Source organism: Kitasatospora sp. NPDC127035, from assembly GCF_042726075.1.
Lineage (GTDB): Bacteria > Actinomycetota > Actinomycetes > Streptomycetales > Streptomycetaceae > Kitasatospora.
Genome location: NZ_JBHXDN010000007.1, coordinates 65,683 through 89,984 on the forward strand (window position 1 = coordinate 65,683; position 24,302 = coordinate 89,984).

Sequence of the window (24,302 nt, forward strand, 5' to 3'; positions counted from 1 at the left end):
GAGCACCGGCCCCTCCCCCGCCCGGCCGCCCGTCGGGAGGGCTCTCGGGCGGCCCGCCAGACCTCCCGTCAGACCTCCCGGACGCCCGCCCGCCAGACCGCCGCCGTCAGCGGCACGCCCGGACGGTACGCCAGGTGCACGGGAGAGGGTGCCTCCAGCAGCTGGAGGTCGGCCCGGGCCCCCACCCGCACCGTGCCCACGTCCGACCGCCGCAGCGCCCGCGCACCGCCCGCCGTCGCGGCCCAGACCGCCTCGTCCGGCGTCATGCCCATCTCCCGCACCGCCACCGCGATGCAGAAGGCCATCGAACTGGTGAAGCTGGAACCGGGGTTGCAGTCGGTGGAGAGCGCCACCACCGCCCCCGCGTCCAGCAGCCGGCGCGCGTCCGGGTAGACGGCCCGGGTGGAGAACTCGGCGCCCGGCAGCAGCGTGGCGACCGTCGCCGAGCCGGCCAGCGCGGCCACGTCCTCGTCGGTGAGGTGGGTGCAGTGGTCGGCGGAGGCCGCCCCCAGCTCGACGGCCAGCTGCACGCCCGGCCCGTAGGTGAGCTGGTTGGCGTGCACCCGGGGGGTGAGCCCCCGCTCGATGCCGGCGGTCAGGATCGCCCGGGCCTGGTCGCCGTCGAAGGCGCCCTTCTCGCAGAACACGTCCACCCAGCGGGCGTACGGCGCGCAGGCGTCCAGCATCGGCCCGGTGACCAGGTCGACGTACCCGGCCGGGTCCTCCGCGTACTCGGGGGCGACCACGTGCGCGCCCAGGTAGGTGGTCTCCGGCGTGTACGAGGAGGCGATCCGCAGCGCCCGGGCCTCGTCGGCGACGGTCAGCCCGTACCCGGACTTGCACTCGACCGTCGTGGTGCCCTGCCGCAGGGCCTCCCGCACCAGCCGGGCCAGGTTGGCGTCGAGTTCGGCGTCGGCGGCGGCCCGGGTGGCGGCGACCGTGGTGCGGATGCCACCGGCGGTGTAGGACTGGCCGGACATCCGGGCGTTGAACTCGGCGGTGCGGTCGCCGGCGAAGACCAGGTGGGCGTGCGAGTCGACGTAGCCGGGCAGCAGGGCGCGCCCAGCCGCGTCGAAGCGCTCGTCGGCGGCGGGCGCCTCTGCGGCCGGACCGACCCAGACGACGGTCGCGCCGTCGATCACCACGGCCGCGTCGGTGAGCAGGCCGAGCGGCCCGGTCCCGTGCGCGGGGTCGTTGGTGACCAGGCTTCCGATGCCGGTGATCAGCGTGCTCGGGATGCTCGGGGTGCTCACGTCGTGCCTTTCGGGAACGGGGCCGGGGAGCGGGCCGAAGCGGCCCGCTCCACCGGCGTCGACAAGGAGGCGACGACCGGGAGAGGACTCCCGGTCGTCGGCTCGGCGGTCCAACGGCTCAGCGGCTCAGCGGCTCAGCAGTTCAGCGGCTCAGCAGTTCAGCGCGGTGATCGAGGTGTGCAGCGCACCCGGCACGTCCGGCACCAGCTGGTGCACGCCGTCCTTGACCACGTGCCGCCCGCCGACCACCACGTGCCGCACGTCGGCCGCCGAGGCGGCGAAGACGGCGATCTCGGCACCGAGCCGGAACGCCGGCCCCGCGGTCCGCACCGAGTCCAACGCGATCACCGTGAAGTCGGCGAACGCACCGGCCTCGATCCGCCCGGCCTCCGGCCAGCCGAGCGAGGCGTGCCCGTCCTCCGTCCCCGCCCGCAGCAGCGAGTTCGCCGTCCAGTGGCCCCGGGTACGGGTCCGCAGCCGCTCGTTCAGCTCCAGCGCGCGGGCCTCCTCGAACGGGTCGATGACGGCGTGGCTGTCGCTGCCGAGGGTGACCGGGCAGCCGCCGGAGGCGAGGGTCCGGGCCGGGCCGATGCCGTCCGCGAGGTCCCGCTCGGTGGTGGGGCACATGCAGACGGTGGTGGAGGAGTCGGTGAGCAGCTTGACGTCCTCCTCGGTGAGGTGGGTGGCGTGCACGGCCGAGGTGCGCGGCCCGAGCGCGCCGTGGTCGGCGAGCAGCCGGGTCGGGGTGACACCGTGCGCGGCGAGGCAGGCGTCGTTCTCGGCGGTCTGCTCGGAGAGGTGGACGTGCAGCGGGGCCTCGCGCTCCGCCGCCCAGCGCGCGACGGTGCCGAGCTGCTCCGCGGGGACCGCCCGCACCGAGTGGATCGCGGCCCCGATCCGGGCGTGCTCGCGGGCCTTCAGCCCGTCGGCACGGGCGGCCCAGGCCCCGGCGTCGCCGTCACCGAACCGGAGCTGCGGCTTGGTCGGTTCGGCGCCGAAGCCGGACGACAGGTAGCAGGTGTCGAGCAGGGTGATCCGGATGCCGGCCCGGGCGGCGGCCTCGATGAGCGCCTCGCCCATCGCGTTGGGGTCGTCGTAGCGGGCGCCGCCGGGCGCGTGGTGGAGGTAGTGGAACTCACCGACGGCGGTGATCCCGGCGAGCGCCATCTCGGCGTAGACGGCGGTGGCGAGCGCCAGGTAGCTGTCCGGATCGAGCGCACCGGCGAACCGGTACATGGTGTCGCGCCAGGTCCAGAAGGTCCCGGAGCCGACCTGGACGTGGCCGCGCAGCGCCCGGTGGAAGGCGTGCGAGTGGGCGTTGGCCTGGCCGGGCAGCAGCAGACCGTCGAGCCGGACGGCGCCGGGCGGGCAGGGGCCGCTGTCCGGCTGCACCCGGGCGATCTTGCCGCCGGCGCCGGTGCTGATCAGCACGTCCTGCTCGACCACCGGCCCGTTGGCGTGCGGCAGCCAGGCGTACCGCGCCCAGTAGGTCACTGACACGCCAGGTCCTCCAGTACGTCGGCGAGGGCGGCCACGCCGGCCAGGCAGTCGGCCGTCTCGGCGTGCTCGGCCGGGGAGTGGGAGACGCCGCTCGGGTTCCGCACGAACAGCATGGCGGTCGGGACGGCCGATGCCAGGATCCCGGCGTCGTGTCCCGCACCGGTGGGCAGCACCGGGACGGCGCCCGGTCCGCGCTTGCCGAGGACCTGCGCGAGGCGGTCGCGCAGCGGGCCGTCGAAGTCCACCACCGGGGTGTAGGACTCGCGGGTCAGCTCGACCCGGACGCCGTCGCGCTCGCCCCGCTCGTACGCCGCCCGTCCGATCTCCTCGACGAGCGCGGCCAGCGTGGCCTCGTCGGCGGCCCGGGAGTCCAGCCAGCCGCGGACCAGGGAGGCGATCGCGTTGGTGCCGTTGGGCTCGACGGCGACCTTGCCGAACGTGGCGAGCGCGTCGGCGAGCTTCGCCTTCTTCCGTGCGGCGAGCACGGTGTTGGCGTAGGTGAGCATCGGGTCGCGGCGGTCCTCGATCCGGGTGGTCCCGGCGTGGTTGGCCTCGCCGTGGAAGTCGAACCGCCAGCGGCCGTGCGGCCAGATCGCCGAGGCCACTCCGACCGGCCGGTCCTCGTCGAGGTAGCGGCCCTGCTCGACGTGGAGTTCGACGAAGGCGCCGATCCGGGCCAGCCGGTCGGAGTCCGCGCCGATCGCGGTCGGGTCGTAGCCGGCGCGCTCCATCGCGTCGGGCAGCCGGACGCCGTCCGCGTCGCGCAGCTCGTGGGCGGCCTCGCGGTCCAGCACCCCGGCGGTGAGCCGGGAGCCGATGCAGGCCACGCCGAACCGGGCGCCCTCCTCGTCGCCGAAGTTGACGATCGCCAGCGGCCGGGTGAACCCGGCGCCCCGCGAGCGCAGTTCGTCCAGCGCGGCGAAGGAGGAGACCACGCCGAGCGGGCCGTCGAAGGCGCCGCCGTCCGGGACGGAGTCCAGGTGCGAGCCGGTGACGACCGCGCCCTCCCCGGCCGGGTCGCCGAGCCAGGCCCACTGGTTGCCGTTGCGGTCCAGCTCGTAGGTCAGGCCGCGGCTGCGGGCCTGCTGCTCGAACCAGGCGCGGCACTCGGCGTCGGCGGAGTTCCAGGCGAACCGGCGGTAGCCGCCGGAGGAGGCGGAGCGGCCCACGGGGAGCAGCTCCGCCCACATCCGCTCGAAGCTGTCGGAGCCGGGCTCGGTCACAGCTCGCCCATCGGGATGCGGACACCGCGCTCGGCGGCGACCTCGTCGGCCCGGTCGTAGCCGGCGTCGACGTGCCGGATGACGCCCATGCCCGGGTCGTTGGTGAGCACCCGGCGGATCTTCTCCCCCGCCAGCGGGGTGCCGTCGGCCACGGTGACCTGGCCGGCGTGGATCGAGCGGCCGATGCCGACGCCGCCGCCGTGGTGGATGGAGACCCAGGACGCGCCGGAGGCGACGTTGACCATGGCGTTGAGGAGCGGCCAGTCGGCGATCGCGTCGGAGCCGTCCAGCATCGCCTCAGTCTCCCGGTACGGGGAGGCGACGGAGCCGCAGTCCAGGTGGTCGCGGCCGATCACGATCGGGGCGGACAGCTCACCGGAGGCGACCATGTCGTTGAACCGCTCGCCGGCCTTGTCGCGCTCGCCGTAGCCGAGCCAGCAGATCCGCGCGGGCAGGCCCTGGAAGTGCACCTTCTCCTGGGCCATCTTGATCCAGCGGTGCAGCGACTCGTTCTCGGGGAAGAGGTCGAGCACGGCCTTGTCGGTCTTGGCGATGTCCTGCGGGTCACCGGAGAGGGCCGCCCAGCGGAACGGGCCCTTGCCCTCGCAGAACAGCGGCCGGATGTACGCCGGGACGAAGCCGGGGAAGGCGAAGGCGCGGTCGTAGCCGGCCAGCTGGGCCTCGCCGCGGATCGAGTTGCCGTAGTCGAACACCTCGGCACCGCGGTCCTGGAAGCCGACCATCGCCTCGACGTGCCTGGCCATCGACTCGCGCGAGCGCTGGGTGAACTCGGCGGGCTTCTCGGCCGCGTACGTCGCCATGTCGTCGAAGGCGACACCGAGCGGCAGGTAGCTCAGCGGGTCGTGGGCGCTGGTCTGGTCGGTCACGATGTCGATCGGCGCGTCCATCGCGAGCAGCTGCGGGAACAGCTCGGCGGCGTTGCCCAGCAGGCCGATGGAGAGCGGCTGCTTCCTGTCGCGGGCGGCGGTGGCCAGCTCCAGCGCGTGCGAGAGGTTCTTGGCCTCGACGTCCAGGTAGCGGTGCTCGATCCGGCGGGAGATCCGGGACGGGTCGCAGTCGATACAGATCGCCACGCCGCCGTTCATGGTGACGGCCAGCGGCTGGGCGCCGCCCATGCCGCCGAGGCCGGCGGTGAGGGTGATCGTCCCCGCCAGCGTGCCCTCGTAGCGCTTGTTGGCGACGGCGGCGAAGGTCTCGTAGGTGCCCTGGAGGATGCCCTGGGTGCCGATGTAGATCCACGAGCCGGCGGTCATCTGCCCGTACATGGTGAGCCCGAGGGACTCCAGCCGCCGGAACTCCTCCCAGTTGGCCCAGTCGCCGACCAGGTTGGAGTTGGCGATCAGCACGCGCGGCGCCCACTCGTGGGTCTGCATGACGCCGACCGGACGGCCGGACTGGACCAGCATGGTCTCGTCCTGCTTCAGCCCCTCCAGCGTCCGGACCATGGCGTCGAACGAGCGCCAGTCCCGCGCGGCCTTGCCGGTGCCGCCGTAGACGACCAGCTTCGACGGGTGCTCGGCCACCTCCGGGTCGAGGTTGTTCATCAGCATCCGCAGGGCGGCCTCCTGCTGCCACCCCTGCGTCGTCAGCGCGGTTCCCCGTGCCGCCCGCACCTCGCGCGGCCCGCTCGCCTGCTGCACCATGTCCAGCCTCCCTACGGATGAATTCATTCAGTCTCTACTCGGCTGAATATATCCAAACATTCAGCCTCCGGCCAGACCTGCGCACATCCGATCAACACCCGCGCGGCCGACCACCGAGCGCTACCCCGAACCCGGCGAACACCAGCCGCTCGGCCCAGCGACGGGGAGCGGAGGAGACGACGACGGCCGTCACCGGGCAGCCCGACGGACTCCGCGACACGGCGGAGGAGGTCGAGCGGAGCACCGGCCTTCGCGTCCGGATCGCCGGAGGCACCGCGGTGACGTCCCCGCCTCCCCGCGGGAAGCACGCGGGAAGCACGCGGGGAACGTCGGACGGCTCTCCCGCCGCGCACCCGTGCCGCCCGCCCGGCCGCTCCCGGGCGAGCGAGCGGCACGGCCGGCCTCCCGGTCCGCGCCCCGTGTCGCCGGCCACCGTCAGGCGGCGGCGTCGCCGTCCCAGTCGATGCCGATCTCGGCGAGCCAGCGGCGGTCGTCGGCGTCCGGGTCGGCGGGGCGGGGCTGGCGGGGGATCTCCTGGACGGGGCCGAGACCGTAGCGTTCCGCGGTGGCGGCCGCGCGGGCGTCGGGCTCGATGACACCGACGTGCACGGCGGTGTCGTCGCCCGGATCGAGGACGGTCAGTTCGGGCTCGGGCAGACGGCGCAGGGTGACGCGGCGTCCGCAGGTCGGGCAGGACCACTCGTCGGCGCCCGAGGCGAGGCGCCCGACGAACTTCATCTCGTGGATCACGCGCATGGCGGCACCCCCTGTACAGAGGGATGCCCGGGTTTGTGACGACTACTCCAGAAAGAGCCCGCGCGCCGCGGCCGACTGCTCGATGGATTCCAAACGGGCCTCGGCGCCCGGGAGTTCGTCACACATGGTCTGCAACAACACGCGCCCGAGCATCATCGGCGCGCAGGCGGTGTCGAAGACCAGGTTGGTCCCGACGGCGGCGGGGAGCATCAGGTCGGAGAGCTTGGCGACGGGGGCGAACGCGCTGTCCGCCACGGTGAGCACGGTCAGCCCGCAGTCCCGGGCGACCGTCAGAGCCTCCATGAGCTCGCGCGGGTAACGCGGCAGGGCGAAGCAGAGCAGTGCGGTGGCACCGGCGGCGGCGGCCTGTTCGAGGCGGTCGGCCAGCATGCTGCCGCCCTCGTCGAGGAGCCGGATGTCGGGGTGCACCTTGGCCGCGAAGTACGCGAAGCCGCGCGCCTGCGCCGAGGCGGCGCGCAGGCCGAGGACGGGCAGCGGGCGGGAGGCCGCGAGGAGCCGGGCGGCGCGGGCGATGGGTTCGGGGTCGGCGAGCAGGTCGGCGAGCAGGCGCAGGTGCTCGATCTCGGCGAGAACGGCCTGCTGGTGCTCGTTGCGGACGGCGTCGGCGGGGGTCTCGGGCGCGGCCGGTTCGCCGGCGCCGAGTTCGCGCAGCTGCTTGCGGAGCGCGGGGTAGCCGTCGTAGCCGAGGGCGACCGCGAAACGGGTGACGGAGGGCTGGCTGACGCCGGCGAGTTCCGCGACCTCGACGCTGGAGAGGAACGGGGCCTCGGTGGCGTGCCGGACCAGGGAGTGCGCGATCCGGCGCTGGGTGGGGGTGAGCCGGTGTCCTTCGAAGAGCTGGAGCAGCCGGGCGGAGGGGCCGACCGTGCCGGTGTCCTCGGTGGCGGTCATTGCGGTACCTCCGGATGCGAGCTGTTCGGATGACTGTGCAGCAGCGGGCTGCCACTGGCAAAGACGTCTCGTACGCCGGAACACCGGGTGAGACCTCCGGCGGCCGGCCGGACGGCGGTCCGGCCACCGCCCCCGTGACCGATCCGACGGCCGATCCGACCGCCGCCCCCGTGGTCGGTCCGGCTGCCGCGCGGCGACCGGTCGGACCGGCGACCCGGTCGGCCTCCCGGGGGTGACCCTGATTTCCCCCCTAGTCCTCCCGGATTACGGTGCGAACCGATGGACCGACACGCCCTCGTGGGCGCACCCTGGTTGCCATGGACACTCGCCAGGACGACATGCGGCGCGATCTCGATGCCTCGCTGCAGGCCCGCAAGGAGCTCGGCAAGGAGTACGAGTCGGAACTCGTCGATTCCTTCCTCTCCCGGATCGACGCCCGCCTCGACGCCCGGGTGGAGCGCCGGGTCGCGGAGCGGCTCGGCCCCGCCGGTGGCTACGACCCGGCGGAGGGGCACCGGCCGCACGGTCCCGGACGCCGCCCGCACCGCCCGCACGGTTCGGGCGCCCGGGTGGTGCCGATCGTCTCGATGGCACTGGGCATCCCGCTGTCCGGCATCGCCGGCGGCACCAGCGGGATCTGGGGACTGGTGGTCTGCTGGGCCGGCATCGTCGGCGTCAACGTGTCCGCCGCGCTGGCCGAGCGCCGGCTGGACCGGGCGGAGCGGCGCGCCGCGGAGAGCGTGCGGAGCGACTGGGACTGATCCTCCCCCGGGCCGACCACGCCGGGGGACCGGCCGCCTCGGGCGGCCGGTCCCGTCCGGCGCCGGGCCCGTCGCGGAGCCCGCCACAGGGCCCACGGCGGGGTCCGGAGCAGCGCCCCGTGCGCTCCGCACGACCGGTCGTCAGGCCAGCGGGCCGGTGACCCGCTCCACCGCGCGCACCAGGTCGCCGGAGGCGACCAGCGCCGCGGCGGCCTCCAGGTCCGGCGAGAGGAAGCGGTCACGGCCGGCGCCGCCGACCCCCGCCTCGCGGGCGGCGGCCATCGCCGCGGCACTGGCGGGCGCCACCGTGCCGCTGGCGTCGGCCTGCCGGCGGATCTCCAGCGCCCTTGCGGCGGCGGTGAGTTCGACGGCGAGGATCCGGCCGAGGTTGTCGACGGACTGGCGCAGCTTGCGCGCGGCGGACCAGCCCATCGAGACGTGGTCCTCCTGCATGGCCGAGGAGGGGATCGAGTCGACCGAGGCGGGCACGGCGAGCCGCTTGTTCTCGCTGACCAGCGCCGCCTGGGTGTACTGGGCGATCATCAGGCCGGAGTCCACGCCCGGGTCGTCGGCGAGGAAGGCCGGCAGGCCGTGCGAGCGGGACTTGTCGAGGAGCCGGTCGGTGCGGCGCTCCGAGATCGAGCCGAGGTCGGCGGCGGCGATGGCGAGGAAGTCCAGCACGTACGCGACCGGGGCGCCGTGGAAGTTGCCGTTGGACTCCACCCGGCCGTCCGGCAGCACCACCGGGTTGTCGACGGAGGCGGCCAGCTCGCGGGAGGCGACGAGCGCGGCGTGGGCGAGGGTGTCACGGCCTGCGCCGGCGACCTGCGGGGCGCAGCGGATCGAGTAGGCGTCCTGGACGCGCGGAGCGTCGTCCTGGTGGTGGCCGGTGAGGCCGGAGTCCTTGAGCACGGCCAGCATGTTGGCGGCGGAGAGCGCCTGGCCGGGGTGCGGGCGGATCGGGGCGTGCAGCTCGGGGGCGAGCACCTTGTCGGTGCCGAGCAGCGCCTCCAGGGTCATCGCGGCGGTGATGTCGGCGGTGGTGAAGAGCCGCTGCAGGTCGGCGATGGCCATGACCAGCATGCCGAGCATGCCGTCGGTGCCGTTGATGAGGGCGAGGCCCTCCTTCTCCAGCAGCTCGACCGGTTCGATGCCGGCGGCGGCGAGCAGCTCGGCGGCCGGCTTCTCGACGCCGTCGGGGCCGGTCGCGACGCCTTCGCCCATCAGGACGAGCGCGCAGTGCGAGAGCGGCGCGAGGTCACCGGAACAGCCGAGCGAGCCGAACTCCCGGACCACGGGGGTGATGCCGGCGTTGAGGATCGCGGCCATGGTCTGGGCCACCAGGGGGCGGACCCCGGTGCGACCGCTGGCGAGCGTCTTCATCCGCAGGAACACCAGCGCGCGGACCACCTCGCGCTCGACCGCCGGGCCCATCCCGGCGGCGTGCGAGCGGACCAGCGAGCGCTGCAGCTGGGCCCGGAGTTCGGGGCTGATGTGCCGGACGGCGAGGGCACCGAAGCCGGTGGAAACGCCGTAGACGGGGCGGGGTTCGGCCGCCAGGGCGTCGATCCGGGCGCGCGCGACCGCCATCTCGGCGAGCGCGTCCGGGCCGATCTCGACCCGGGCGTTCCCCCGGGCGACGGCCAGCACGTCCTCGGCGCTGACGTCGGCCTTGCCGACCTGGACGAGCGGCGTGTGGGGGGCCGCAGCACTGTGCATATCCATATACACCATCTCATCAGGTGAATGAAGATATGACAACACCTGAGCCCTTCCGGGACTCCGGCGCCGGACCGGTCGGTCACCTGGATTTTCGGATACCGCAGCCGGTGCCGCACGCTGTGGGGGGTGACGGGCGCCCCACGGCGCACGCCACGACAACGGACCGGCCCCGGCCTGCACGGACGGCGCAGACCGCGCGGACGGCACGGACGGCACGGACCGACAGGCAGACCGACGGACACAGGAGGCGGCGACACGATGACGCGGGCGACGGCGCGGCGGCGGGTGGTCCGGCTGCGGGGGGACGGGCGGAGCACCCGGCCGGATGCGCTGGCGGCCGAGGAGCCGCTGGAGATCCGACTCGGCGGCGAGCCGCTCACGGTCACCATGCGCACCCCGGGCCAGGACTTCGACCTGGTGGCGGGCTTCCTGGTCGGCGAGGGGCTGGTGCACGCCTCCGAGGACCTCGCGGCACTGCGCTACTGCGCCGGCACCGACGAGGCCGGCGCCAACACCTACAACGTGGTGGACGCGACGCTGCGCGGCGCCGGGGCGCTGCCGCTCTCCGCCCACCGCAACCTGCTCACCACCAGCGCCTGCGGCCTCTGCGGCCGGGACACCGTGGACGCCGTCCGCACCCACGTCCGCCACCCGGTCGCCGACGACCCGCTGACCGTCCCGCCCGCGCTGCTGTACGGGCTGCCGGACCGGCTGCGGGCCGCCCAGCGGACCTTCGACTCCACCGGCGGCCTGCACGCGGCCGGCCTGTTCGACGGCGTCAGCGGCGAACTGCTCTGCGCCCGCGAGGACGTCGGCCGGCACAACGCCGTCGACAAGGTGGTCGGCTGGGCGCTGCGCGCGGGACGGCTCCCGCTGACCGGGCACGTGCTCCTGGTCAGCGGCCGGGCCTCGTTCGAGCTGACCCAGAAGGCGGCGCTGGCCGGCGCCCCGCTGCTGGCCGCCGTGTCGGCGCCGTCCTCGCTGGCGGTGGACCTGGCGGAGGAGCTGGGCCTGACCCTGGTGGGCTTCCTGCGCGGCGAGGGCGCCAACGTGTACACCCGCCCGGACCGGATCGCCTGAGGCCCCGGGCCCGCCCGCGAGGGCGCGCCCGGGGCCCGGATCCCGCCCCCGCGTCAGCGCAGCTCGGCCTCGACCAGGTCGGCCGCGCGGGCGGTGCCGCCCTCGGCGCGCGCCTCGGCGCGGAGCACGTCCAGGCGCGCGGCCACCTCCGGGTCGCCGGTCAGTTCCAGCAGGGCGGCGCGCAGCGCCTCCCCGGTGGCCTGTTCCGTGTCGAGGCGGCGGGCGACGCCCAGCTCCACCAGCTTGTCCGCGTTGCCGAACTGGTCGACGGCCTGCGGCACCGCGATCATCGGCACCCCGTGGTAGAGGCCCTCGCTGCTGCCGCCCATGCCGGCGTGGGTGACGAAGGCGTCGGCCTTCGCGAGCACGTCGAACTGCGGCACCCACCGGTGCACCTCGATGTTGGCCGGCACCTCGCCCAGCTCGGCCAGGTCGGTGTGCTTGCCGATCTGGAGCACGACGTGCCAGCCGGGCAGGTCGCCGAAGGCGCGGACGCACTCCCGGTAGAAGGCCGGCTGGTGGGTGAAGGCGGAGCCGAGCGAGACCAGCACCACCTTCTCGGCGCCGTCCGGCCGCTGCCAGCCGCCCTGGTGCGAGCGGTCGCCGAAGCACTGGCCGACGAAGGTGTACCGCGCGGGGTCGACCCGGTCGGCGTTGGGCTGCAGGGCCCGCGGGATCAGGGCGAGCGCGCGGGCCGGGAGGGCCTTGAACTCCTCCGGGTCCCGGACGACGGTGCCGTTCTCGGCCAGCCAGTCGGCGAACCGCCGCATGTACGCGGGCCCGCCGGGGCCGCTGCGGATCGCCTCGAACACCTCGGCCATGTCCTGCTCGAAGCCCTGCCAGGCGACGTAGGTCGGGGAGAGCTGGAGGGCCGGGACGCCGTGCCCCTCGGCCACCGCCCGCCCGGTGAACCCGGCGATGTCGTACAGCACGAGGTCGGGCCGGTCCTCCTCGAAGAGCCGGCGGACCACCGGGGTCATGGCGACGGCGTCGTCGAGGAAGAGGTTCTGGATCGCCACCGGGTCCTGCAGCCACACCTGGGAGTCGTCGGTGAGGGGCAGCGCGGTCGGGTACGGCACGAGCGTCGCCCCGGTCGCCTCGACCGGCCCGGCGAACGAGGCGTCGTTGACGTAGCTGACCCGGTGGCCGCGGGCGACGAGCTCGGCGACGACGGCGAGGCTCGGGTTGACGTGCCCGTGGGCCGGGATGGAGACCATGGCGATGTGTGCGGAGCGGGTCATGGTGGTGCCCTTCGTCGAGATGGTGAGACGAGACGATCCGTCTCGTCGGAACGCCCTCATCATGACCTGACGACCCGCCACTCGTCAAGACGAGACGGTTCGTCTCGCTGTAGCGCTAGGATGGCCCCATGTCCCGACAGACCGCGCCCGACCCCAGCCGCCGCAGCCAGCAGAGCCGCGCCGCGATCCTCGCCGCCGCCGCCGACCTGGTCTCCGAGGTCGGCTTCGCCAAGCTCACCATCGAGAAGATCGCCGCCCGTGCCGGAGTCGGCAAGCAGACCATCTACCGCTGGTGGCCGTCGAAGGGCGCGGTCGTCTTCGACGCCTTCCTCGCCGTCAGCGAGGACGCCAGCGGCAGCCTCGCGCTGCCCGACACCGGCGATCTCGCCGCCGACCTGCGCGCCGTCCTGCGCCCGACCGCCGACGAGCTCACCGACCCCGCCTTCGACAACACCGGCCGGGGTCTGATCTCCGAGTACCTGGTCGACCCGGACCTGCTGCGCGAGTACCGCGAACGGCTGCTGGACCCCCTGCTGGAGGTCACCCGCGACCGCCTGCGCAGCGCCCGCACCGCCGGACAGCTCCCGGCCGACACCGACCTCGACCTCGCCGTCGACCTGCTCTACGGGCCGATGTACTACCGCTGGCTGCACGGTCTCGGGGCGGTCGACCACGCGTACGCGGACCGCCTGGTCGCCGCGGTCCTGCGCGCGCTCGGAGCGACGGACGGAGCGGCCGGAGCGGCCGACGGAGCGCCGGACGGCGGCTGACCTCAGCGGCGGTTGCGGCGGCGGAGCACCAGCACGACCACGATGATCACGGCGATCACCGTCAGCACCAGCACGGCGCCGATCAGCAGGCCCATCATCCGGCCGAGGCCCTTCTTCTTCTTTTTCTTCTTCTTGGACTTGTCCTTCGACGACTCGGCCAGCCGCGACGCCCCGTGCCGCTCCGCCGACACGCCCGCCTGCCCGGCCGCCGCGGGCACCACGGGGGCGGGCGCCTGCCGGGCCACAGGGGCTTCCGGGGCCGCGGGGGCCGACCGCACCACCGGGGCCGCCGAGGCCGCCGGCGCGGCGGCGAGCGCGCCGCCGCCGAAGGCGAGCACCGCGGAGAGGACGAGGCCCGTCAACCGAGCGCGCATAGGAGTCAACCCCCGAGAATCCGATCCGGCGCGGCCCCGACGGCCCGCCGACCGCGGACACCATCCCACGCCCGCCCCACCGCGCCCAGTCCCGCAACGCCCTCGCCACCGGACCGCGACCGGCTCGGAACAGACCGGTCACCGAACCGCCACACCACGCCGACGGCCCGGCCCCGCCCGCCCTTCGCCCGCCCGCCGCTCCCCCGCCTCCGGCCCTCAGCTCACCGGGGGCGAGGCCGGGCCGGCGAGGGCGACGGCGACCAGGGAGCGCAGCGCCGCGGCGACCTGGCCCAGCGGGAGGGTGGCGTCGTCCGCGAACAGCTCCAGCAGCCACCCGCCGGCCGCGTTCTGGCCGCCGGCCGCGACCATGCCGCGGTAGCCGGAGACCACCAGCATGGCCTCCTCCGCCGGGTCGTTGCCCGCCGCGCCGGCCCGCAGGGCGAAGGCCCCGCCGCGTACGGCCCGGCGGGTCATCGGGTAGTGGCGCAGGTCGAAGACGGCGTCCGGGGCCTCGATCTGGGCCCGCTGCGTCTCCGCGCGGGTGCTGCTCGGCCCGCTGGTCATCCGGTAGACGGCGTGCTGCGCGGTGCGCATCAGCTGCGAGCCGGGCGGCACGTACGAGATCCACCAACCGACCGCGTCCAGCAGCCGGGCCGAGATCTCGGCGACGACGGCCAGCTTGCCGATGGTGTCCGCGGGGTGCACGGAGCGGGTGTTGCCGTGCTGGTCGAGCGCGGCGAGCACCGCGGTGAGCAACTGCCCCGGGTCGGCACTGTGCGCGGCGCCGCGGAAGCGCCGCCGGTCGCCGGAGCCGGCCCGGCCGCCGGGTCGGCCGCGCCCGTCGGCACGGTGGTGCGGGTCCGCGGCGTCGGCGAGCAGCACCGTCGGGTCGGGCGAGAAGCCCGGGCCGTGGCTGCGTCCGGCGACCACCGGGTGGGCGGCGCGGGCGGCCTTGGCCCGGTACTGGGCGGCGTCGGCGAGCCGGAAGAGCCGGTCGGGGGTGGTGACCGGGCCGATCGAGTCACCGGTGGAGGCGACCCCGCAGGCGACGCCCTCGCCCTCGGCCAGGGCGAGCGCCCGGGCGCACAGCTCCTCGGCGACGGCGACCACCTCGTCCGCCTTCTGGCCCTCGGCGAGCAGGCAGAACTCGTCACCGCCGAGCCGGGCGGCGAGACTGCCGGGGAGCTTGGCGGCGGCCAGCGACAGCTGGTGGGCGAAGCGCTCCAGCAGCCGGTCGCCCACCTCGTGGCCGAGCTGGTCGTTGACCCGCTTCAGGCCGTTGACGTCGCAGACCACCAGCGAGACCACGGTGTTGTCCCGGTTGTGGGCCTCCAGCGCGCTCTCCAGCCGCGCATCCACCGCACGCCGGTTGGCCAGACCGGTGAGCGGGTCGGAGAAGGCGAGCTTGCGCAGGTCGGCGAGGCGTTCGGTCTGGGCGAGGCCGGCCGAGATCTGGGCGGCGAGCAGGGTGGCGTAGTCGGCGTCCGCGTCGGTGAACCCGGCCGACCCGGTGGCCCGGGCGAGGTAGAGCTCGCCCCAGGCCTGCCCGTGCAGGACGATCGGCGCGACCACGCAGCAGGCCCGCCCGCGCCGGCGCAGCGCGGCGGCGCGTTCCTGGCAGTACGCGCCTGCGGTCGGGTGCGCGTGCCCGGGGTGCGGCTGGCTGTTGTCTGCGGTCTGGACCCAGGCGCGCGGCAGCCGGCCGGTGGTCCAGCGCTCCTCCAGGTAGGTGACGATCTCGGGGAAGTCGGCCACCGGGTAGGACTCGTCCTCGGGCAGCTCCTCCTCCCCCGGCGAGAGTTCCCCGTGGTTGACCAGGACCCGCAGCCGGCCGGACTCGCGGTCCCAGACCGAGACGGCGGCCATGGTGGCGCCGAGTGCCTCGGTGGCGCGTGCGGCGGCGGCCCGGACGGCCTCCAGCGGGGTGAGCGCCCCGGCCATGTCCTGGGCGAGTTCGACCACGGAGGTCAGCCGCGTGTCGGGGGCCCCGGGGGCCGGCGGCTGCTGCGTCCGGTCGCAGTCGCAGCCGCGGTCCGTCATGATCGCCTCACTGCTCACCGGCTCGCCTCGCTCCCTGTGCTCGGTCCTGCTCGGTCCCCTGCGGCGGGCCGCCGGGCCCGCGCCCCGGGGACCCCGCCCCCGGGAGCCGCACCCATTCGGCCGCTTGCACCAAGACTATGGCGGTTTCATTCGGTTATGCCCCGTTTGTCGAAGAGGATCCGCAGGGCAGTACGACTTTCAACCGTTCGGCTTGCGGCAAGACCGTGCCCGGCCCGGGCAGGTTCTACTCCGCCGGGCGGCGCCCCGCTCCGCCCGTACGTCGCTCGACGGCGTTCCGCGCCGCCCCCGCACCACCCGGCCACGCCCCACGGGCACCCACGACGGCCGTTCTCCCGAACCGTTCAGGCCGCTCCGAAAGCCTCCGCCCGCTCCGAAAGCGTCGGACAGCTCCGGCAGCTCCGGCAGCTCCGGCCACTACACATCGTCACGGCCGCGCCGAACCCGATGCGGCCTGCCGAACCGGGCCCTACTCCGCCCGCAGCCGCCGGGAGAGCAGCCACGGCTCGACCAGCCCGAGCCCGCGCACCGGACGGCGCCACATCGGCTGGAGGTTGAACCGGTGCCCGGTGTCCGGGGCGCCCGCCGACCGCGAACCGGCCGCCGCCGCGAGCGCCTCGGCCAGGCCGGGCCCGTCGACGTCGGCGGGCGCGACACTGCCGTTCTGCTCCAGCGCGACGGCGAACTCGCCGTCGATCAGCACCGCGTCCTTCGGGGCGATCGAGGTGAGCCGGCTGGCCAGGTTGACCGTGGTGCCGAAGACGTCGCCCATCCGCGAGGTGACCGTGCCGAACGCCATGCCCACCCGCAGCGCGGGAATGCTGTCGTCCTCGGCCAGCGCCTCGATCAGGCTGAGCGCGATCTCGGCTGCCGTCACCGGGTCCTCGGAGACGTAGAGGATCTCGTCGCCCAGCGTCTTGATCACCCGGCCGCCCTGGCCGGCGATCAGGTCGGAGCAGGTGTTCTCGAACGTCTCGACCAGCTCGCCGAGCTCCTCCTCCTCCAGCCGCCGGGAGAGCCGGGTGAAGCCGACCAGGTCGGCGAAGCCCACGGCGAGCCGGCCGCTGGTGATCTCGTTGTCCTCCGCGGCCTGCACCACGCGGCCGGTGACGGCGGCCAGCTGGCGGCGCCAGACGTACACCAGGAACTGCTCCAGCTCCGGAAGCAGCAGCTCGACCAGCGGGTACGCGACGTCGGCGCGGGTCAGACCGGGTTCGACGGACTGGGTGAGGTTCTCCAGGAAGGTGTCCATCTGCCAGCCGGCCAGCCGGGCCGTGGTCTGACCGGTGGAACGCGCCACCTGGATCGCCATCGCCTCGCTCAGCAGCCCCGACTCGACCAGCCCGGACAGCCGGCGCAGAGCGATCACGTCACCGTCGGTCAGCGCCCGGGACTGCCCGATGTCCGGGAAGCCCATCGCCCGCCAGAACCGGGTGGCCAGGTCCATCGGGACGTCGGCCGCCCGCGCGGCCTGGTACGGGGTGTAGCGTCGCGGCGCGTCCAGGATCAGGCGTTCCAGGTCGAGGGCGACCGTTTGGTCGTGGGGGCCCGTCTGGTCGTGGGAGCCCGCCGCGCCGCCGTTGCTGCCGTCCTCTGCCACCGGTCCGTCCCCGTGCGGTCGCCGCACTCGCCTCGTGTCCTGCCTGTCCGGGCGCGCCCGCCACCCCGGCGGGCAGTGGCGCGCCTCACACTGCTGCCAGGTGGAATATTCGCACGGAATCCCGCGATCCGGGGCATCCGCCCGGGTCAAGGGGTGGTGAAGACTCCCGTCGGCCCGGGCGGTTCCGCGCTCCGGCGCCGCTCCCCGGCGCCGGGCGTCCGGCCGCCGTCAGCGCGGCTCCGGCCGCACGTGGACGACGTCGCCCGCGCCGACCGGCCGCCGCGAACCGTCGGGCGTCCGGACCACCAGCCGGCCGTCCCCGTCGATCGCCACCGCCTCGCCGGCCAGTTCGCGGTCGCCGGGCAGCAGCACCCTGACCTCCCGGCCGAGCGTGGTGCACCGGTCCGCGTACGCGCTCAGCAGTCCGCTGGCGTGCGGGTCGCCGGCGGCGTCCGTCCACTCCCGGTACAGGCCGGCGAACTCGCGCAGCAGCGCACGCAGCAGCGTGGACCGGTCGGTGACGGCGGCACCGGCCAGGACCAGCGACGCGGCGGTGGGGACGGGCAGCTCGGACGCGCGCAGCGAGACGTTGACGCCCAGACCGGCGACCACCGCGCCGCCGCCGAGCTCGGTGAGGATGCCGCCCAGCTTGCGCTCCGCCCCGTCGATCCCGACCTGGAGGTCGTTGGGCCACTTCAGGCCGACCTCCACCTCGGCGACCCGGCTCAGCGTGCTCGCCGCCGCGACGCCGACCAGGATCGGCAGCCAGCCGTACCGCTCGACGGGTACCCCGTCCGGGCGAAGCAGGACGGAGAGGAAGAGCCCCGAACGGGCGGGCGCCGTCCACTGCCGTTCCAGCCGTCCGCGCCCGGTCCGCTGCGCCTCGGCGACCAGCACCGCGCCCTGCGGGGCGCCGTCCCGGGCTCGGGCGGCGAGGTCGGTGTTGGTGGAGCCGGTCTCGTCGACGACGTCCAGCCCGGTCCACAACCCGCCCGGGACCAGCAGGTCCCGGCGGAGCGCCTCGGCGTCCAGCGGCGGGCGGTCCAGGTCGGTCCACGGCGACGGCCCGGCATGGCCGAAGCCGCGCAGTCCACTGCGGCGGGGGGTGTCGGAGGTCATGCGGCACACCCTAGAGGCCCTAGGCCGCCCCATTGTCCCGCAGAACGGCGGCCGACCACACTGTGTCGCTGGCCATAACGGGAAACCGTCAGCGATGACTACGCTACCCAACGGTAGTTCGTAGCGCCGCCCTGCCCTCATCCGCGCGGATCCCCACCCGGCCCGCGCGACCCCGAAACAGGTCGCGGCCAAGGAGCAGGGAGAGCCACCGGATGACCGAGGCGCCGTACGACCCGCACACCACCGCCGGCAAGCTCGCCGACCTCCGGCGCAGGCTCGACGAGGCGGTGCACTCCGGTTCCGCCAAGGCGGTGGAGAAGCAGCACGCCAAGGGCAAGCTGACGGCCCGTGAGCGGGTCGCGGAACTGCTGGACGAGGGGTCCTTCGTCGAGTTCGACGAGTTCGCCCGGCACCGCTCGACCAACTTCGGCCAGGAGCGGACCCGCCCGTACGGCGACGGCGTGGTCACCGGGTACGGCACCGTCGACGGCCGCCAGGTCGCCGTCTTCGCGCAGGACTTCACCGTGTTCGGCGGCTCGCTGGGCGAGGTGTTCGGCGAGAAGATCGTCAAGGTCATGGACTTCGCGCTGAAGACCGGCTGCCCGGTGATCGGCATCAACGACTCCGGCGGCGCCCGGATCCAGGAGGGCGTGGTCTCGCTCGGCCTGTACGGCGAGATCTTCCGCCGCAACGTGCACGCCTCGGGCGTGATCCCGCAGATCTCGCTGATCATGGGCCCCTGCGCGGGCGGCGCGGTCTACTCCCCCGCGATCACCGACTTCGTGGTGATGGCCGACCGGACCTCGCACATGTTCATCACCGGCCCCGACGTGATCAAGACCGTCACCGGTGAGGACGTCGGCATGGAGGAACTGGGCGGCGCGCACACCCACAACACCAAGTCCGGCAACGCGCACCACCTGGCCGCGGACGAGAAGGAGGCGGTCGAGTACGTCAAGAGCCTGCTCTCGTACCTGCCCTCCAACAACCTCTCCGACCCGCCGTCCTTCCCCGAGGAGGCGGACCTCGCGATCACCGACGAGGACCTCGAACTCGACACCCTGGTCCCGGACTCGGCGAACCAGCCGTACGACATGCACCGGGTGATCGAGCACATCCTCGACGACGGCGAGTTCCTGGAGACCCAGCCGCTGTACGCGGGCAACATCATCACCGGCTTCGGCCGGGTCGAGGGCCACGCGGTCGGCATCGTCGGGAACCAGCCGATGGACCTGGCCGGCTGCCTGGACATCGCCGCCAGCGAGAAGGCCGCCCGGTTCATCCGCACCTGCGACGCGTTCAACGTCCCGGTGCTGACCTTCGTCGACGTGCCCGGCTTCCTGCCCGGCACCGAGCAGGAGTGGGACGGCATCATCCGCCGCGGCGCCAAGCTGATCTACGCCTACGCCGAGGCCACCGTCCCGCTGATCACCGTGATCACCCGCAAGGCCTTCGGCGGCGCGTACGACGTCATGGGCTCCAAGCACCTGGGCGCCGACCTCAACCTGGCCTGGCCGACCGCGCAGATCGCGGTGATGGGCGCCCAGGGCGCGGTCAACATCCTGCACCGGCGCGAGCTGGCCGAGGCGGACGACGTCGACACGAAGCGGGCCGAGCTGATCGCCTCCTACGAGGACACCCTGCTCAACCCGTACCTCGCGGCCGAGCGCGGCTACGTGGACGCCGTCATCGCGCCGAGCGAGACCCGCCGGCACATCGTCCGCGGCCTGCGCGCGCTGCGCGGCAAGCGCGAGACGCTGCCGCCGAAGAAGCACGGCAACATCCCGCTGTAGTCGCCCGCTCCGAGAGGATCGCGAGAGGATTGAGCATGGCCCCGATCCACGTGCTGCACGGGCAGCCGACCCCCGAGGAGCTGGCCACCGTCCTGGCGGTGGTCCAGGCCCGGGCCGCCGCCGCGCAGGCCGCCGCCGAGGCGACCCGCCGGGCCGGCGCCGGCCCGGACTCCCCCTGGAACGACCGCGCCCGCCGGCTCCGGACCGCCCCGCGCCCGGGCGCCAACGCCTGGCGCACCTCCGGCTGGGCCGGATAGCAGCACCGGGCGCGCCCCGGGCGGGGCGGCGGGTGCCGGCGAAGCACCTGCCGCCCCGCCCGGCGGCACGCCCGGCGAACGTCCGGATTGCCCCGAAACCTGAGTACGGATACTCAGGCGTCCCGGCAGCCCCGCGGAGCACCCTGGAGGAGTGCTCTGGTCAGATCCCCGCGACGAGCCGTCCCCGGAAGCCCAGCGAATGCAGCGCAGGCTGCACCGGGCCGGCCACGTGCTCGCCGCCCTCACCCTGCTGATCGCCGTGCTGCTGATGCTCTGAACGCGACGCTCCGCTCGGCCGACCGGACCGCCCCTCTACGCTGGTGGGCATGACCGACCGCCGCACCCTCGTGCTCGCCTCCGCCTCCCCCGCCCGCCTCGGGCTGCTGCGCCAGGCGGGCCTCGACCCGCGCGTGGTGGTCAGCGGCGTCGACGAGGACGCCCTCACCGCCGCCACCCCCGCCGAGCTGGCCCTCGTCCTCGCCGAGGCCAAGGCCAAGGCCGTCGCCGCCACGCTCACCGACGGCGAACTGGTGATCGGCTGCGACTCGGTGCTGGAGCTGGACGGCCTGGCGCTCGGCAAGCCCGCCGACGCCACCGAGGCGCTGGCCCGCTGGCAGTCGATGCGCGGCCGCGCCGGCGTGCTGCGCACCGGCCACTGCGTCATCGACACCGTCACCGGGCGACAGGCCTCCGCCACGGCCTCCACCACCGTCCGCTTCGGCACCCCCGACGACGCCGAGGTCGCCGCCTACATCGCCACCGGCGAACCGCTCCACGTGGCCGGCGCGTTCACCCTGGACGGCCGCTCGGCGCCGTTCGTCGAGGGCATCGACGGCGACCCGGGCAACGTCATCGGCCTCTCGCTGCCGCTGCTGCGCGGCCTGCTCGCCGAACTGGACGTCCGGATCACCGACCTCTGGGTCTGACGTCGGCCGCCGGCCGGGGTGAACGCGCCGCCCCGAGCAGTTCGGCGCCGTACTTCGAGCCCGGGCAGGGCTTCGGCTGCCTGACCGGGGAGGTCGCGGCGGCGGGCGCCCGCCCGGTATCCGCGCCGAAGCGGGCCGGGCCGCTGAGCGGGACCACGGCGGCGACCGGCGGCGGGCCCGCCGCTCCGCCCGTGCCCGAACTGCTGCACCCGGCCGTCGTCAGTGCGCCAAAGACGAGTGCTATTAACGCCAACTTCCCCGTTGTTTGCCTCATCTGATGCACGCTAGAAGTGCGCTCCGGCACCGTCGACGGTCCGGACCGGGGCCACCGGCCTGCCCACCGCTAGGCTGACCGGCACCGTTCGAACGGGGAGGTGATGGGCGGATGACCGACAGTCTGCTCAACGTGCTGCTGGGGCTGGTCGCCAGCGCGCTCAGCGCCACGATCGGGTGGCTCGGCCAGAGCCTGCGCCGAAGACGGCGGCTGGAACGGACCAGGGCCTTCCTCGGCCTGCCGGCCGGCGGCGAGTGCCTGATCGTGGTCAACCGCAGCATCGGCACCGGCGCACACCCCCGCACCGTCACCCGGCGCGACGCCTACGCGCTGATGGAGCTGGCCGCCCTGGTGAAGGAGTGCGGCTCGCAGGCCGACCTGGTCGCGCACGACGCCGCGCCGCGCAGCCTCGGCGCCAAGACCGAGCTCTGCTTCGGCGGCCCCGTCTCCAACGACCGGATGGCCGCCCACCTCGCCTGGGGCCTGCCCGGGGTGACGATATCCAGCGGCCCCGAAGCGGCCGACAACGTGATCACCGTCGGCGGCCGCTCCTACACCGCCGACTGGGAAGCCGGGGTCCACGTCCTGCTGGCCCGGCTGGCCACTCCCGGGGGTGGCCGCCCGGTCTTCCTGATCTCCGGCCAGACCGGGGTCGCCAACCAGGCCGGAGTCCGCCACCTCGTGGCGCACCACCGCCGGCTGGCCCGCCGCCACGGCGCGGACGGCACGTTCGCCCTCCTCCTGCGGGTGGTCAACCCCCAGGCGTACGGACCGGACGTGGTCGAGCAGGTCGCCGACGTGACCGCCCAGGCCCTGGAGCGCGCGCCCACTCCGGCCGCGCCCGCCCCGGCCGCCGGCGCCCCCGCTTCCGCCGCCCCCGCTTCCACCGCCCCGGCCGCCGGTGCCCCCGCCTCCACCGCCCCCGCCCCGGCGCCGACTCCCTGAGGAACGCCCGGGCGCGGCTCGCGAACCGCCGGAGTGTGGCCAAGCCCACCGCCCCGCCACGGCCCCGCCGGGACACTGCGTCACCGTCCGCAAGCACCGGACGCCCTCCGACCCACCTGCCGTCACCTGCAGAGACTTCCGCCGGGCCGCCCACCACCCGTCCGGACGCATCACCCTCCGTGTGGGATAGTTCACAACCTGGGGCTACTCGCCGGTACTGCCCAGGAATCCATAAACTCAACGAGGTTCAAGAAGGGAGCCACAGTGCGCAAGGTGCTCATCGCCAACCGCGGGGAAATCGCCGTCCGCGTCGCCCGTGCCTGCTCGGACGCCGGTATCGCCAGCGTCGCCGTCTACGCCGAGCCGGACCGGGATGCGCTGCACGTCCGCGCGGCCGACGAGGCTTACGCGCTGGGCGGCGACACCCCCGGCACCAGCTACCTGGACATCGCGAAGGTCCTCCAGGCCGCCGCCGACTCGGGTGCGGACGCCGTCCACCCCGGCTACGGCTTCCTGTCGGAGAACGCCGACTTCGCCCAGGCCGTCCTCGACGCGGGCCTCACCTGGATCGGCCCGCCGCCGCAGGCCATCCGCGATCTCGGGGACAAGGTCACCGCCCGGCACGTGGCGCAGCGCGCCGGTGCCCCGCTGGTGGCCGGCACGCCCGACCCGGTCGCGGGTGCGGACGAGGTCGTCGAGTTCGCCCGGGAACACGGCCTGCCGGTCGCCATCAAGGCGGCCTTCGGCGGCGGCGGCCGCGGCCTCAAGGTCGCCCGCACCCTGGAGGAGATCCCGGAGCTGTTCGAGTCCGCGGTCCGCGAGGCGGTCGCCGCCTTCGGGCGCGGCGAGTGCTTCGTCGAGCGCTACCTGGACAACCCCCGGCACGTCGAGACCCAGTGCCTGGCGGACAAGCACGGCAACGTCGTGGTCGTCTCCACCCGTGACTGCTCGCTGCAGCGCCGGCACCAGAAGCTCGTCGAGGAGGCGCCCGCGCCGTTCCTGACCCCCGAGCAGAACGCCGAGCTGTACCGGTCCTCGAAGGCCATCCTCAAGGAGGCCGGCTACCAGGGCGCCGGCACCTGCGAGTTCCTGGTCGCGCTGGACGGCACGATCTCCTTCCTGGAGGTCAACACCCGTCTGCAGGTCGAGCACCCGGTGACCGAGGAGGTCACCGGCATCGACCTGGTCCGGGAGATGTTCCGGATCGCCGACGGCGAGGAGCTCGGCTACGACGACCCGGAGGTCCGCGGTCACTCCTTCGAGTTCCGGATCAACGGCGAGGACCCGGGCCGCAACTTCCTCCCGGCGCCGGGCACCGTGACGCTGTTCGCCCCGCCGTCCGGCCCTGGCGTCCGACTGGACTCGGGTGTCGAGACCGGTTCGGTCATCGGCCCGGCCTGGGACTCCCTGCTGGCCAAGCTGGTCGTCTCCGGCCGCGACCGCAAGCAGGCGCTGGAGCGGGCCCGGCGCGCGCTGGCGGAGTTCAAGGTCGAGGGCATGGCCACCGCCATCCCGTTCCACCAGGCCGTGGTCACCGACCCCGCGTTCGCCCCCGAGGTGCACGGCGGCGAGGGCCCGTTCCAGGTCTTCACCCGGTGGATCGAGACCGAGTTCGACAACACCATCCCCGCGTTCGCCGGTGCCGCCGGTGACGGCGAGGAGGCCGAGGGCCGGGAGACCGTGGTCGTCGAGGTCGGCGGCAAGCGGATCGAGGTCTCGCTGCCGTCCTCGCTGGGCGTCTCCACCGCCCCGGCGGCCGGTGCGGGGGCCGCGAAGGCCAAGCGCCGGGTGGGTGCCAAGAAGGCCGGCTCGGCCGTCAGCGGTGACACGCTGGCCTCTCCGATGCAGGGCACCATCGTCAAGGTCGCCGTCGAGGAGGGCCAGGTCGTCGCGGAGGGCGAGCTGATCGTCGTCCTGGAGGCGATGAAGATGGAGCAGCCGCTGAACGCCCACAAGGCGGGCACCGTCGTCGGCCTCAAGGCCGAGGTGGGTGCCAGCGTCTCCAGCGGCGCCGCGCTCTGCGAGATCAAGGACTGACGTCCACCCGTTGCGTCACCGGTCCGTACGCCCCCCA

General features: G+C 74.3%; 20 protein-coding genes and 1 pseudogene. 9 read left to right on the plus strand and 12 right to left on the minus strand.

Annotated elements, in window-relative coordinates; genetic code table 11:
* Positions 1-68: 68 nt before the first annotated feature.
* From hutI to ACFWIC_RS06530, 6 genes are all read right to left on the minus strand, one after another.
* Complete coding sequence (gene hutI / locus ACFWIC_RS06505; RefSeq protein WP_380516560.1) at positions 69-1,238, minus strand: imidazolonepropionase; 1,170 nt, start codon at positions 1,236-1,238, stop codon at positions 69-71.
* A 165-nt stretch (positions 1,239-1,403) separates the two neighbouring features.
* Complete coding sequence (locus ACFWIC_RS06510; protein ID WP_380358048.1) at positions 1,404-2,753, minus strand: formimidoylglutamate deiminase; 1,350 nt, start codon at positions 2,751-2,753, stop codon at positions 1,404-1,406.
* The gene (locus ACFWIC_RS06515) at positions 2,744-3,943 is read right to left on the minus strand and encodes an allantoate amidohydrolase (RefSeq protein ID WP_329882791.1); all 1,200 of its coding nucleotides are present in this window, start codon (positions 3,941-3,943) and stop codon (positions 2,744-2,746) included. Before ACFWIC_RS06515 ends, ACFWIC_RS06510 begins: the two co-directional genes overlap by 10 nt.
* Before the next feature lie 29 nt (positions 3,944-3,972).
* Complete coding sequence (gene hutU / locus ACFWIC_RS06520) at positions 3,973-5,640, minus strand: urocanate hydratase (RefSeq protein WP_329950729.1); 1,668 nt, start codon at positions 5,638-5,640, stop codon at positions 3,973-3,975.
* Between the two features lie 435 nt (positions 5,641-6,075).
* On the minus strand, positions 6,076-6,396 hold the full coding sequence (locus ACFWIC_RS06525; RefSeq protein WP_329950721.1) for a hypothetical protein: 321 nt from the start codon (positions 6,394-6,396) through the stop codon (positions 6,076-6,078).
* A 42-nt stretch (positions 6,397-6,438) separates the two neighbouring features.
* Positions 6,439-7,308, minus strand: coding sequence for a MurR/RpiR family transcriptional regulator (locus ACFWIC_RS06530; RefSeq protein WP_329882728.1), 870 nt, complete (start codon positions 7,306-7,308; stop codon positions 6,439-6,441).
* 317 nt (positions 7,309-7,625) lie between these two features.
* Here ACFWIC_RS06530 and ACFWIC_RS06535 point away from each other — a divergent pair, with 317 nt between their 5' ends.
* Positions 7,626-8,069: a hypothetical protein gene (locus ACFWIC_RS06535; RefSeq protein WP_329882727.1), complete on the plus strand. Its 444-nt coding sequence runs from the start codon at positions 7,626-7,628 to the stop codon at positions 8,067-8,069.
* Positions 8,070-8,210: 141 nt separating this feature from the next.
* On the opposite strand, the gene hutH is transcribed toward ACFWIC_RS06535, so the two are convergent.
* Complete coding sequence (gene hutH / locus ACFWIC_RS06540) at positions 8,211-9,794, minus strand: histidine ammonia-lyase (RefSeq protein WP_380358053.1); 1,584 nt, start codon at positions 9,792-9,794, stop codon at positions 8,211-8,213.
* Positions 9,795-10,049: 255 nt separating this feature from the next.
* On the opposite strand from hutH, the gene fdhD reads away from it, so the two are divergent.
* Positions 10,050-10,871, plus strand: coding sequence for a formate dehydrogenase accessory sulfurtransferase FdhD (gene fdhD / locus ACFWIC_RS06545; protein ID WP_329950720.1), 822 nt, complete (start codon positions 10,050-10,052; stop codon positions 10,869-10,871).
* A 53-nt stretch (positions 10,872-10,924) separates the two neighbouring features.
* On the opposite strand, the gene ACFWIC_RS06550 is transcribed toward fdhD, so the two are convergent.
* Positions 10,925-12,172 carry a macrolide family glycosyltransferase gene (locus ACFWIC_RS06550; RefSeq protein ID WP_380516563.1) on the minus strand — a complete coding sequence of 416 codons (1,248 nt, stop codon included), beginning with the start codon at positions 12,170-12,172 and terminating at the stop codon, positions 10,925-10,927.
* 68 nt (positions 12,173-12,240) lie between these two features.
* On the opposite strand from ACFWIC_RS06550, the gene ACFWIC_RS06555 reads away from it, so the two are divergent.
* The gene (locus tag ACFWIC_RS06555) at positions 12,241-12,882 is read left to right on the plus strand and encodes a TetR/AcrR family transcriptional regulator (protein WP_380358059.1); all 642 of its coding nucleotides are present in this window, start codon (positions 12,241-12,243) and stop codon (positions 12,880-12,882) included.
* 2 nt (positions 12,883-12,884) lie between these two features.
* On the opposite strand, the gene ACFWIC_RS06560 is transcribed toward ACFWIC_RS06555, so the two are convergent.
* The 4 genes and pseudogenes from ACFWIC_RS06560 to ACFWIC_RS06575 all read right to left on the minus strand — a co-directional run bounded on the left by ACFWIC_RS06560 (position 12,885) and on the right by ACFWIC_RS06575 (position 18,033).
* Positions 12,885-13,244 (minus strand): hypothetical protein, encoded by a 360-nt coding sequence (locus tag ACFWIC_RS06560; protein WP_380516422.1) that lies wholly within the window; start codon positions 13,242-13,244, stop codon positions 12,885-12,887.
* An 816-nt stretch (positions 13,245-14,060) separates the two neighbouring features.
* Positions 14,061-15,197, minus strand: a pseudogene (locus ACFWIC_RS06565) (diguanylate cyclase domain-containing protein); the annotation flags it as partial.
* Between the two features lie 586 nt (positions 15,198-15,783).
* The gene (locus tag ACFWIC_RS06570) at positions 15,784-16,941 is read right to left on the minus strand and encodes an adenylate/guanylate cyclase domain-containing protein (protein WP_380516425.1); all 1,158 of its coding nucleotides are present in this window, start codon (positions 16,939-16,941) and stop codon (positions 15,784-15,786) included.
* 201 nt (positions 16,942-17,142) lie between these two features.
* The gene (locus ACFWIC_RS06575; protein ID WP_329950715.1) at positions 17,143-18,033 is read right to left on the minus strand and encodes a biotin--[acetyl-CoA-carboxylase] ligase; all 891 of its coding nucleotides are present in this window, start codon (positions 18,031-18,033) and stop codon (positions 17,143-17,145) included.
* Positions 18,034-18,245: 212 nt separating this feature from the next.
* On the opposite strand from ACFWIC_RS06575, the gene ACFWIC_RS06580 reads away from it, so the two are divergent.
* The 6 genes from ACFWIC_RS06580 to ACFWIC_RS06605 all read left to right on the plus strand — a co-directional run bounded on the left by ACFWIC_RS06580 (position 18,246) and on the right by ACFWIC_RS06605 (position 24,265).
* Complete coding sequence (locus ACFWIC_RS06580) at positions 18,246-19,826, plus strand: acyl-CoA carboxylase subunit beta (RefSeq protein WP_380358069.1); 1,581 nt, start codon at positions 18,246-18,248, stop codon at positions 19,824-19,826.
* Positions 19,827-19,861: 35 nt separating this feature from the next.
* Entirely contained in the window at positions 19,862-20,083 is a 222-nt protein-coding gene (locus ACFWIC_RS06585; protein ID WP_329882719.1) for an acyl-CoA carboxylase subunit epsilon, read from the plus strand.
* A 151-nt stretch (positions 20,084-20,234) separates the two neighbouring features.
* Positions 20,235-20,360 carry a morphogenic membrane protein MmpB gene (mmpB, locus tag ACFWIC_RS06590; protein WP_329882717.1) on the plus strand — a complete coding sequence of 42 codons (126 nt, stop codon included), beginning with the start codon at positions 20,235-20,237 and terminating at the stop codon, positions 20,358-20,360.
* A gap of 49 nt (positions 20,361-20,409) precedes the next feature.
* Entirely contained in the window at positions 20,410-21,009 is a 600-nt protein-coding gene (locus tag ACFWIC_RS06595) for a nucleoside triphosphate pyrophosphatase (protein WP_380516431.1), read from the plus strand.
* A gap of 385 nt (positions 21,010-21,394) precedes the next feature.
* Entirely contained in the window at positions 21,395-22,228 is an 834-nt protein-coding gene (locus ACFWIC_RS06600) for a hypothetical protein (protein WP_329950712.1), read from the plus strand.
* Positions 22,229-22,492: 264 nt separating this feature from the next.
* Complete coding sequence (locus ACFWIC_RS06605; RefSeq protein ID WP_329882714.1) at positions 22,493-24,265, plus strand: biotin carboxylase N-terminal domain-containing protein; 1,773 nt, start codon at positions 22,493-22,495, stop codon at positions 24,263-24,265.
* The last annotated feature ends 37 nt before the right edge of the window (positions 24,266-24,302 follow it).

What these genes read in the sequence shown, in the direction of transcription:
- ACFWIC_RS06555 (WP_380358059.1), top strand. Translation starts at nt 12,241, where the DNA reads ATGTCCCGACAGACCGCGCCCGACCCCAGCCGCCGCAGCCAGCAGAGC.
- ACFWIC_RS06550 (WP_380516563.1), bottom strand. Translation starts at nt 12,172, where the DNA reads ATGAGGGCGTTCCGACGAGACGGATCGTCTCGTCTCACCATCTCGACG.
- hutU (WP_329950729.1), bottom strand. Translation starts at nt 5,640, where the DNA reads ATGGTGCAGCAGGCGAGCGGGCCGCGCGAGGTGCGGGCGGCACGGGGA.
- fdhD (WP_329950720.1), top strand. Translation starts at nt 10,050, where the DNA reads ATGACGCGGGCGACGGCGCGGCGGCGGGTGGTCCGGCTGCGGGGGGAC.
- ACFWIC_RS06530 (WP_329882728.1), bottom strand. Translation starts at nt 7,308, where the DNA reads ATGACCGCCACCGAGGACACCGGCACGGTCGGCCCCTCCGCCCGGCTG.
- ACFWIC_RS06515 (WP_329882791.1), bottom strand. Translation starts at nt 3,943, where the DNA reads ATGTGGGCGGAGCTGCTCCCCGTGGGCCGCTCCGCCTCCTCCGGCGGC.
- hutH (WP_380358053.1), bottom strand. Translation starts at nt 9,794, where the DNA reads ATGGATATGCACAGTGCTGCGGCCCCCCACACGCCGCTCGTCCAGGTC.
- ACFWIC_RS06575 (WP_329950715.1), bottom strand. Translation starts at nt 18,033, where the DNA reads ATGACCTCCGACACCCCCCGCCGCAGTGGACTGCGCGGCTTCGGCCAT.
- ACFWIC_RS06600 (WP_329950712.1), top strand. Translation starts at nt 21,395, where the DNA reads ATGACCGACAGTCTGCTCAACGTGCTGCTGGGGCTGGTCGCCAGCGCG.
- ACFWIC_RS06595 (WP_380516431.1), top strand. Translation starts at nt 20,410, where the DNA reads ATGACCGACCGCCGCACCCTCGTGCTCGCCTCCGCCTCCCCCGCCCGC.
- ACFWIC_RS06525 (WP_329950721.1), bottom strand. Translation starts at nt 6,396, where the DNA reads ATGCGCGTGATCCACGAGATGAAGTTCGTCGGGCGCCTCGCCTCGGGC.
- ACFWIC_RS06535 (WP_329882727.1), top strand. Translation starts at nt 7,626, where the DNA reads ATGGACACTCGCCAGGACGACATGCGGCGCGATCTCGATGCCTCGCTG.
- ACFWIC_RS06580 (WP_380358069.1), top strand. Translation starts at nt 18,246, where the DNA reads ATGACCGAGGCGCCGTACGACCCGCACACCACCGCCGGCAAGCTCGCC.
- ACFWIC_RS06585 (WP_329882719.1), top strand. Translation starts at nt 19,862, where the DNA reads ATGGCCCCGATCCACGTGCTGCACGGGCAGCCGACCCCCGAGGAGCTG.